The sequence below is a fragment of the Carboxydocella sp. JDF658 genome, assembly GCF_002049395.1.
Taxonomy (GTDB): Bacteria; Bacillota.
The window spans coordinates 1-9,728 of sequence record NZ_BDLR01000068.1 but is presented as its reverse complement, the minus strand read 5'-3'; the positions used below and the strand labels follow the sequence as shown (position 1 = coordinate 9,728).

6 protein-coding genes are annotated in these 9,728 nt (G+C 49.3%); 2 read left to right on the top strand and 4 right to left on the bottom strand.

The window, feature by feature from the left end; translation table 11 throughout:
- A partial coding sequence (locus tag JDF658_RS10295) for an AMP-binding protein (RefSeq protein WP_143311986.1) occupies positions 1-788 on the top strand: 788 nt, incomplete at its 5' end.
- A gap of 42 nt (positions 789-830) precedes the next feature.
- Here JDF658_RS10295 and JDF658_RS10290 read toward each other — a convergent pair.
- From JDF658_RS10290 to gltB, 3 genes are all read right to left on the bottom strand, one after another.
- On the bottom strand, positions 831-1,589 hold the full coding sequence (locus JDF658_RS10290; protein ID WP_079907548.1) for a carbonic anhydrase: 759 nt from the start codon (positions 1,587-1,589) through the stop codon (positions 831-833).
- Positions 1,590-1,730: 141 nt separating this feature from the next.
- Entirely contained in the window at positions 1,731-3,215 is a 1,485-nt protein-coding gene (locus tag JDF658_RS10285) for a glutamate synthase subunit beta (protein WP_079907547.1), read from the bottom strand.
- Positions 3,216-3,236: 21 nt separating this feature from the next.
- Entirely contained in the window at positions 3,237-7,817 is a 4,581-nt protein-coding gene (gltB, locus tag JDF658_RS10280) for a glutamate synthase large subunit (RefSeq protein WP_079907545.1), read from the bottom strand.
- Positions 7,818-7,955: 138 nt separating this feature from the next.
- Between gltB and JDF658_RS10275 the strand changes: the two genes are divergently transcribed.
- Positions 7,956-8,372, top strand: coding sequence for a secondary thiamine-phosphate synthase enzyme YjbQ (locus JDF658_RS10275; RefSeq protein ID WP_079907544.1), 417 nt, complete (start codon positions 7,956-7,958; stop codon positions 8,370-8,372).
- A gap of 42 nt (positions 8,373-8,414) precedes the next feature.
- On the opposite strand, the gene JDF658_RS10270 is transcribed toward JDF658_RS10275, so the two are convergent.
- The gene (locus tag JDF658_RS10270) at positions 8,415-9,605 is read right to left on the bottom strand and encodes an RNA-guided endonuclease TnpB family protein (RefSeq protein WP_079907542.1); all 1,191 of its coding nucleotides are present in this window, start codon (positions 9,603-9,605) and stop codon (positions 8,415-8,417) included.
- Between the last annotated feature and the right edge of the window lie 123 nt (positions 9,606-9,728).

The window sequence follows — 9,728 nt, the reverse complement described above, 5'->3', positions numbered from 1 at the left end:
ATGCTGTAGGCATCAGGGTCATTGAAGGCTATGGTCTGACCGAAACTTCCCCGGTTCTAACCTGTAACCGCCGGGAAAACTATCGGTTTGGTTCAGTTGGCCTGGCCATTCCGGAAGTGCAATTAAAAATTGCCCCTGATGGCGAAATTCTGGCCAAAGGCCCCAATCTCACACTGGGCTATTATAACAATCCGGAAGCTACTGCCGAATTATTTACTGAAGATGGCTGGTTAAAAACAGGAGATATCGGCATCATTGATAATGACGGCTTTCTTTTCATCACCGACCGTAAAAAGGATTTAATCATCACTGCCGGAGGCAAAAATGTAGCCCCCCAGCCCATTGAACAACTCCTTACAGCTGACCGTTTTATCGCCCAGGCCGTTGTTTATGGAGATAAACAGCCTTTTATGACTGCAATGATTGTTCCTGATTTTACCGACCTGGAACACTATGCGCGCGAGAAAGGGGTGAATTTCACTACCCGCCAGGAATTGATTACCTTGCCCAAAATCCAGAAACTTCTGGCCAAGCGGGTAGCCAAAGCCCTCAAGCATCTCCCCAGGTATGAACAGGTTAAACGCATTACCATCCGCGCCCAGGAATTTACTATGGATGCCGGAGAAGTCACTCCCACTCTGAAAATCCGACGCAGGATCATATACAAGAAATATGAACAGGATTTCCTGGCCATGTATCAGGACCAGGGCCCCTATGTGGAAGTCATCTACAAACATGATGAAGAGGAAGATATTCCAATTAGCCCCGGTACTCCTCTCTCCCGGTAAGATAAAAAGGCACTTTGCTCTCCCGCAAAGTGCCTTTTATCCTTATTTGGTTTCCAGCCATTCAACCTGGCCACTGCCCAGATGATATTTGGCTCCCACGATTTTCAGCTTGCCCTGTTCCACCAGTTCTTTAATAATCGGGCTCTTTTCCAGTTCAACCATTGAAGCTTCCACATTCAGTTCGGCGGTCTTTTCCACCAGCTGATCGCCAGCCAGACCGGTAGCCTTCGCTTTTTCCACCGAGGGCTTGATTTTCTCGACAATCGAGCCGATACTGCCAGGGGCTTCTCCCCCTTTAACTGCAGCGGTAACGGCACCGCATTTTTCATGGCCCAAAACGACAATCAGGGGAGTACCCAGGTGTTCTGCCGCATATTCCACACTGCCAGTGGCTACAGGATCAACTACATTCCCGGCTACCCGGACAACAAACAAATCTCCCAGAGCCTGGTCAAAAACGATTTCCGGTGGCACCCGGGAGTCAGAACAGCTGACAATGATGGCAAAAGGATGTTGACCATTCTTTTTCAGCTCTTCCCGCCGTTCATCTCCCAGATTGTCCGGTAAGACCTTATCGCTGGCAAACCGGGCATTTCCATCTTTGAGCAGGTTCAAAGCCTCATCCGGATTTTTAATGATTTCCGGACGCTGGTAGACCTGTGCCGCCGGTGCGCTGGCAGCCTTTTCACCGCTATTTTCGCCGGTCTTCTGGGCTTCACTGCCACAGCCAGCCAGAGTAAAACTCCCCAGCAATAAGGCCCCAGCCAGCACTCCCCCCAACACTTTCTTTCTCTCTACCATTTTGACACCTCCAGTAATTGTTTGTAATTTTTCGCTCAAATTATATTCGCTGCTTTTTCTTTTTTTCCTGCTAAATCCCTGAATTTTTTGTGAAAAGTAGCACAGTCCACAGAAAACAAAAAGGGGCGATAAGGCCCCTCTTTATGGCAAATTGGTGTTTCCCATCAAGAAGCGGTCACACTCCCGGGCCGCTCCCCGGCCTTCGCGAATGGCCCAGACCACCAAACTCTGGCCCCGGCGCATGTCACCAGCTACAAATACCTTCGGTATATTGGTACGGAATTTGCCAAATTCCGCTTTCACATTACCGAATTGGTCCAGTTCAACTCCCAGCTGATCCAGGAGCTGTCTTTCCGGTCCAACAAAACCCATGGCCAGCAGCACCAGCTGCGCGGGCCAGACTTTTTCCGTACCGGGAATTTCCTGTGGTACCAGGCGGTCCTGTGGCCCTTTCACCCATTCCACCTGGACTGTATGCACTTCCTTGACCCGCCCCTGTTCATCACCAACAAACCGTTTGGTCATCACACAATATTGACGGGGATCTGCACCATAAAGGGCGGCAGCTTCCTCCTGGCCATAATCCACCTTCAATACCCGGGGAAACTGCGGCCAGGGATTGTCTGCCGCTCTCGTTTTCGGTGGCTGGGGCATGATCTCCAGCTGTACCACGCTACGGCAACCGTGCCTGATGGCAGTAGCAACACAGTCAGTACCGGTGTCACCGCCCCCGATCACCACTACATCCTTGCCCGCGGCGGAAATATAGTTACCATCTTCCAGATTGGAGTCCAGCAGACTCTTGGTATTGGCCTTGAGAAACTCCATGGCGAAATGGATACCTTGCAGGTTACGGCCTTCTACCGGCAGATCCCGGGGCTTAGTTGAACCTCCGCAAAGGATAACAGCATCAAATTCTCCCAGCAAGCGGCCTACGGGAAAGTCCTTACCCACTTCGGTATTGGTGACGAATGTAATGCCTTCTGCTGTCAGAATATCGATGCGGCGCTGGACAATCTTCTTATCCAGCTTCATATTGGGGATGCCATACATCAACAGCCCCCCCACCCGGTCAGCCCGCTCAAATACAGTAACCCAGTGGCCTGCTTTATTGAGCTGAGCTGCAGCTGCCAAACCCGAGGGACCTGACCCTACCACCGCTACTTTTTTGCCAGTGCGGATGGCCGGAGGCCGGGGCACAACCCAGCCTTCTTCATAAGCCCGGTCGATTATAGCACATTCGTTATTCTTGATAGTTACCGGCTGACCGTGCAAACCGCAAGTACAAGCCCCTTCACAGGGAGCAGGACAGACCCGGCCTGTAAATTCGGGGAAGTTATTGGTCTTGTGCAACCGTTCCAGTGCCTCCCGCCACAGACCCCGGTAAATGAGGTCATTCCACTCAGGGATCAAATTGTTGAGGGGACAGCCGGAAACAGCTCCATTGATGATCACTCCGGTGTGGCAGTAGGGGGTGCCGCACTCCATGCAGCGGGCCCCCTGGATCTTCAGTTGTTCTTCCTCAAATTGGTAGTGGAATTCATTCCAGTCCTTGATTCTTTCCAATGGCTCCCGGTCACCCGGCAGTTGCCGCTGGTATTCCATAAAACCGGTCGGTTTACCCATAGCCGTACCTCCTATACACCCTTAATTCCAGTTTTTCTTAAAGGCCGCCAGCAGGGCTTCGTCCCCGGTCAGACCGGATGCATAGGCTTCCTCGATGGCCTCAATCATCCGTTTATAATCCCTGGGTATGACCTTGACGAATTGGGTTATCTTGTTATCCCAATCAGCCAGTACGGCTTCGGCCAGAGCACTGCCGGTGTAACGGGCGTGTTTAGTGATCATAGTCTTGACTTCCTCGATTTCCCGTCCATTTTCCAGCCGTTCCAGCAATACCATTTCTTTATTGCAGCGCTGCGGGAAAGTGCCGTCTTCGTCCAGCACATAGGCGATACCGCCTGACATCCCGGCAGCGAAGTTGCGCCCGGTTTTACCCAGCACTACTACCCGGCCACCGGTCATATATTCACAACCATGGTCACCTACCCCTTCTACCACGGCATAGGCGCCACTGTTCCGCACACAGAATCTTTCCCCGGCTACACCCCGGAAATACGCTTCCCCCGAAGTAGCCCCATAAAGGGCGACGTTACCGATAATGATATTCTCCTCCGGCTTGAATTTGGCTTCCAGAGGCGGATAGACGATAATCTTGCCCCCTGATAGACCCTTGCCAATATAGTCATTGGCATCTCCTTCAAGCTCCAGTGTCATACCTCTGGGTATAAAGGCACCAAAACTCTGGCCTGCTGAGCCTTTAAACTTGAGCCAGATGGTATCTTCCGGCAGGCCTTCCGAACCATAGCGACGGGTGATTTCACTGCCCACAATGGTTCCCACCACCCGGTTAATATTGCGGATAGGCAGAGTGGCAGTAACCTTTTCACCCCGCTCGATGGCCGGTCGGCAAATATCCAGCAGCTCCCGACGGTCCAGGGACTTATCCAGCCCATGGTCCTGCTGTGTGCGGCAATATCTGCCTACTGTTTCCGGCACATCCGGCTGGTACAACAGGGGTGATAAATCCAGATGCCTGGCCTTCCAGTGTTCAATGGCTTCATTTACTTCCAGCACATCGGTACGTCCCACCATTTCATCAATGGTGCGGAAACCGAGCTCAGCCATGATTTCCCTGATTTCCTGGGCCACAAAACGCATGAAGTTAACCACATGTTCCGGTTTACCCTGGAAGTTTTTCCGCAGTTCCGGGTTCTGGGTGGCAATCCCCACCGGACAGGTGTCCATATGACAGACCCGCATCATCACACAGCCCATAACTACTAGCGGCGCGGTGGCAAAGCCATATTCCTCTGCCCCCAGCAGAGTAGCAATCACTACATCCCGGCCGGTCATCAGCTTGCCATCCACTTCCACCACAATCCGGTCCCGCAGGTTATTTAACACCAGGGTCTGGTGGGTTTCTGCCAATCCCAGCTCCCAGGGCAACCCTGCGTGCTTGATACTGGTCCGCGGGGAAGCTCCAGTACCACCATCATAACCGCTGATCAGCACCACATCAGCCCGGCCTTTGGCCACCCCGGCAGCAATGGTCCCTACGCCCACTTCCGATACCAGCTTCACATTAATACGGGCATTGGAGTTAGCGTTTTTCAGGTCATGGATCAACTGAGCCAGATCCTCTATGGAATAGATATCATGGTGAGGCGGAGGGGAAATCAGCTCCACTCCAGGAGTAGAATGCCGCACTGCTGCTACCCAGGGATAAACCTTACGCCCTGGCAGCTGGCCCCCTTCCCCGGGCTTGGCCCCTTGAGCCATTTTGATCTGAATTTCATCAGCATTGACCAGATATTCGCTGGTAACCCCGAAACGTCCGGAAGCCACCTGTTTAATGGCACTGCGTCTGAGATCCCCATTGGGGTCGGGTTTAAAACGGGCAGGATCCTCCCCGCCTTCCCCGGTATTGCTCTTCCCGCCAATGCGGTTCATGGCGATGGCCAGACATTCATGGGCCTCCTTGCTAATGGAGCCAAAGGACATCGCCCCCGTCTTGAAACGACGGCAAATGGATTCCACCGATTCGACCTCATTCAGTGGAATAGGTTTGCGCTTGGGTTTAAACTTGAATAATCCCCGTAAAGTAAAGTGTTTCTGAGTTTGGTCATTAATTAAAGCAGCATACTTTTTGTAGAGCTGGTAGTCTCCCCGGCGGCAAGCTTCCTGCAACAGATGAATGGTCTCAGGATTGAAGAGATGGTCCTCTCCATTTCGCCGCCACTGGTAATCGGAGCCAGGATCCAGGGTTTGGTCCAGCCCCTCCTGAGCAGAAAATGCTCGTTGATGGCGCATTAAAGCCTCCTGGGCTACTATATCCAGCCCAATACCTCCCACCCGCGAAGGAGTCCAGGTGAAATACTTGTCTATAAACTCCTGGGAAAGGCCAATGGCTTCAAAGATCTGAGCTCCCCGGTAGCTCTGGATAGTGGAGATACCCATTTTGGACAGGACTTTTACTACCCCTTTAGTAACAGCCTTGATATAGTTTTTGATGGCCTTTTCCCGGCTGATGCCAGGCAACATGCCCTGATTGATCATGTCATCTAAGGTCTCAAAAGCCAGGTAAGGGTTAATGGCGCCGGCCCCATAGCCCAGTAGAACAGCAAAATGGTGAACTTCCCGCGGCTCCCCTGATTCGAGAATCAGGCTGGCTTTAGTCCTTCTGCCATTGCGGACCAGATGATGGTTGACACAGGACAGGGCCAGCAAAGCGGGAATGGGTGCATTATAGGCGTCTACTCCCCGGTCGGAAAGAATCAGATAATTGCACCCTGCATCAATAGCTGCATCCGCCGCCCGGCACAGGTCTTCCAGTGCCTGTTCCATGCCTCTGGCGCCGTCTGCTGCCCGGAAGAGAATGGGTAGAGTTACTGATTTGGCCCCCTCACGCCGGAGATAGCGGATTTTGGCCAGCTCTTCGTTGCTCAGAATCGGGGTCTGGATTTTAATCTGCCGGCAACTGGTGGGCTCTGGTTTGAGAAGGTTTCCTTCCGGGCCCAGATTGGTCACCGTCGCAGTGATGATTTCCTCCCGAATAGCATCAATAGGCGGGTTAGTCACCTGAGCAAACAGCTGTTTAAAGTAATCATACAGAAGCCGCGGCCGGTCGGAAAGCACCGCCAGCGGTGCATCCATCCCCATGGATCCAACCGGTTCCATCCCCTTTTCCGCCATGGGCGCCAGGGTATCTTTCAGTTCCTCAAAAGTATAACCAAAGGCCAGCTGTTTTTTCAGTACTGTCTGGTGATCCAGCTCCGGTGCCACCGGACCTTCGGGCAGGTCTTCCAGTGCTACCAGATGTTCTTTCAGCCATTCTTCATAGGGATGTTCGGTTGCAATTTGATGCTTTAGTTCATCATCGGAGATAATACGGCCTGCTTCCGTATCCACCAGCAACATGCGGCCCGGACGCAGTCTTTCCTTGATAATCACTTTTTCCTGGGGAACTTCCAGCACCCCTACTTCAGAAGCCATGATAATCAGGTCATCTTCTGTAACATAATAGCGGGAAGGTCTGAGCCCATTCCGGTCCAGCACAGCCCCGATGATGCGGCCATCGGTAAAGGCCATAGCCGCCGGACCATCCCATGGTTCCATCAAGCAGCTATGATACTCATAAAAGGCTTTTTTCTCCGGGCTCATGCTCTCATGGTTCTGCCAGGGTTCCGGAATCATCATCATCATGGCATGAGGCAAGGACCGTCCAGTTAAGTAGAGGAATTCCAGGCAGTTATCGAACATTGCCGAGTCACTGCCATCTGGATCGATAACTGGCAGGATTTTGGCCATATCTTCACCAAAAAGCTCGCTTTCACAAACCGCCTGGCGTGCATGCATCCAGTTGACATTGCCGCGCAAAGTATTGATTTCTCCATTGTGAATCAGATAGCGGTAGGGATGAGCCCTCTCCCAGCTGGGAAAGGTATTGGTACTGAAGCGGGAATGAACCAGGGCCAATGCTGTTTCAACTGCGGGGTCCTGTAGGTCGATGTAGAAGCGGTCTACTTGTTCTGGAGTCAGCATGCCCTTGTAGACAATAGTGCTAGCCGAGAGACTAGCGAAATAGAAATATTTACCACCAGGGTGGTCCCCATGGCGAATTTCCTTTTCAGCCCGTTTACGGATAACATAGAGCTTACGCTCAAAGGCCATCCGATCTGACTGCGGCCGGGGAGGAGCAATAAAGACCTGGCGAATAAAAGGCTGCGCTTTGCGAGCCATTTCCCCCAGGCTGGAATTATCGGTAGGCACAGTCCGCCAGCCCAGCAAGACCTGGCCTTCTTCGGCGATTATTTCCTCCAGTTTCTGTTCACAGGCTGCCCTTTCCTCCGGATCAACCGGTAAAAAGAGCATACCAACCCCGTATTGTCCGGGTTCAGGTAAATCAATGCCCAGCCGGGCACATTCCTTTACCAGGAAGGCATGAGGAATTTGCATAAGTATACCGGCACCGTCACCGGTGTTGGTCTCCGAACCCTGGCCTCCCCGGTGATCCAGGTTCAGGAGAATAGTCAGAGCCTGACGTACAATCTCATTGGACTTCTTGCCCTTGATATTGGCCACAAATCCAATACCGCAGGCATCATGCTCAAACTGGGGATCATACAGTCCTTGCTTGGGTGGTAAGCCATTCATGTACTCTCTCATAGCATGCACCTTTCTTCGTTTAAGTTTTCCTATTGCTGTATATTCTAACATTGCTTGTGCTTAAATACAATCATTCTGCTGCATGCATATTGCATACTTGCATTAAGGTTCGTAAAATGGAAGCAGGAGGGGATTAAATTGAAAAGCTATCGCAAGGAACTGTGGTTTGAAACCAAAACCCGGCGGGCTTTTATTAATATTACACCTCAGGTAGAAGCCGCCCTGCGGGAAAGCGGAATCAAGGAAGGTCTTTTATTATGTAATGCCATGCATATAACCGCCAGTGTTTTTATCAATGATGATGAAAGTGGCTTGCATCACGATTTTGAAACCTGGCTGGAAAAGCTGGCTCCCGAGAAGCCCTATGAACAATACCGGCATAATGGCTTTGAGGACAATGCCGATGCTCACCTCAAGCGCACCATCATGGGTCGGGAAGTAGTGGTAGCTGTTACCAATGGCCAGTTAGACCTGGGACCATGGGAACAAATTTTTTACGGAGAATTTGATGGCAAACGCCGAAAAAGGGTATTGATTAAGATTATTGGGGATTGAACCCTCCCCCACTTATAGAAGTGGGGGATTCTTTTAAGTTAGTCAGTGGTTTATCGCCACTCTAACCGGGTTGTTCAAAAACCCTCTATCCCTACCTGCCTTTAGGCTTGGGACTACTCTCTTTAATATGTTTGCTGCTCCATTTATATCTGCATTTAATACATTCCCGCAATCACAAACATATAGACCTCTAAACTTTCTATTAGACTTATCTATTCTGCCACAAGTTGAACAAGTTTGTGATGTGTAGCTTTCATTTATTAATACTACATCTATACCTACTTCTTTAGCTTTATACTCTATCATGTTACATAGTTTCCCAAATGGTATTTTATGCAGTTTTTCATTGTTTCTTCTGCCTATATCCATATTGGTTATACCATAACTTAACTTACCTATTGCTATTGTTTTAACTTCTTCTTGTATTGCTTGTCTTACAATGAATGTTGATACCTTGTGTGTATAATCTTTAAGATAATTCCTTTCTTTGATGATAAGATAATGCATTTTCTTAGATGTAGTATGTTTATTTTTATCAATAGCACTTTGTAGTTTAGCTTTCTTTTTAGAAAAAAGTCTAAGCCTTGATACAAGAGATTTGCCATCATATATTGTTGCAGTATTATTAGTTGTGACTACTGTTGCAAGGTTTCCTACTCCTAAATCTACTGCCATAACACCATTGCCTTGAGTTGTTTTATCTTGCAAGGTTTTTCTATATACAACATGCATAACATATGTGGTATGTCCATATATTGTATGTGGTTTTATTTCAACTTCCTGCACATTATTGAGCGATAAGTTTTTCGGTAAACTTATCCATAGGTAATCGGACTCAATTGAATGCGCAGTTTTTAAATATTCTTTAGTTTGTTTAGATAGAGAAAGTCTAATCTTTCCATCTTGAACTTGTATCCCCTGCTTCTTCCACCTTACAGGAAAGTGTCCATCTTTGGGTTGAAATCTTGGTCTTTTAGTATGTTTTTTATAACAATTCTCCCAAGCAATTTGTAGTTTTTCAAGAACAGCTTGAGCAGATTGAGAGTGTAGGTTCTTATACCAAAAGTTGTTTTTAAGATTGCTTTTTAATTTATTGGGCTTTAGGTTATTCTTTGCAACTTCATAGTTTGCTACATTCCAAAGTTTAGATGCGGAATATGTTAGATGTTGACATATTATTCCCTGTTGTTTTGCAAGGTTTATCTCTACTACTACGACTCTTGTTACTTGCACAGGTGCACCTCCTTTCTAAAAAAGTAGTTTCTCGGAAACTCCCAAACCAGTTGTTTCAACTGGTTTTTGCTTTGGGTAGGACTGGTTCACCCCCAACCTCAACCCTCAACTTCACATAGCAAA

Coding starts and splice junctions, on each gene's coding strand:
- JDF658_RS10285 (WP_079907547.1), bottom strand. CDS start 3,215: ATGGGTAAACCGACCGGTTTTATGGAATACCAGCGGCAACTGCCGGGT.
- JDF658_RS10290 (WP_079907548.1), bottom strand. CDS start 1,589: ATGGTAGAGAGAAAGAAAGTGTTGGGGGGAGTGCTGGCTGGGGCCTTA.
- gltB (WP_079907545.1), bottom strand. CDS start 7,817: ATGAGAGAGTACATGAATGGCTTACCACCCAAGCAAGGACTGTATGAT.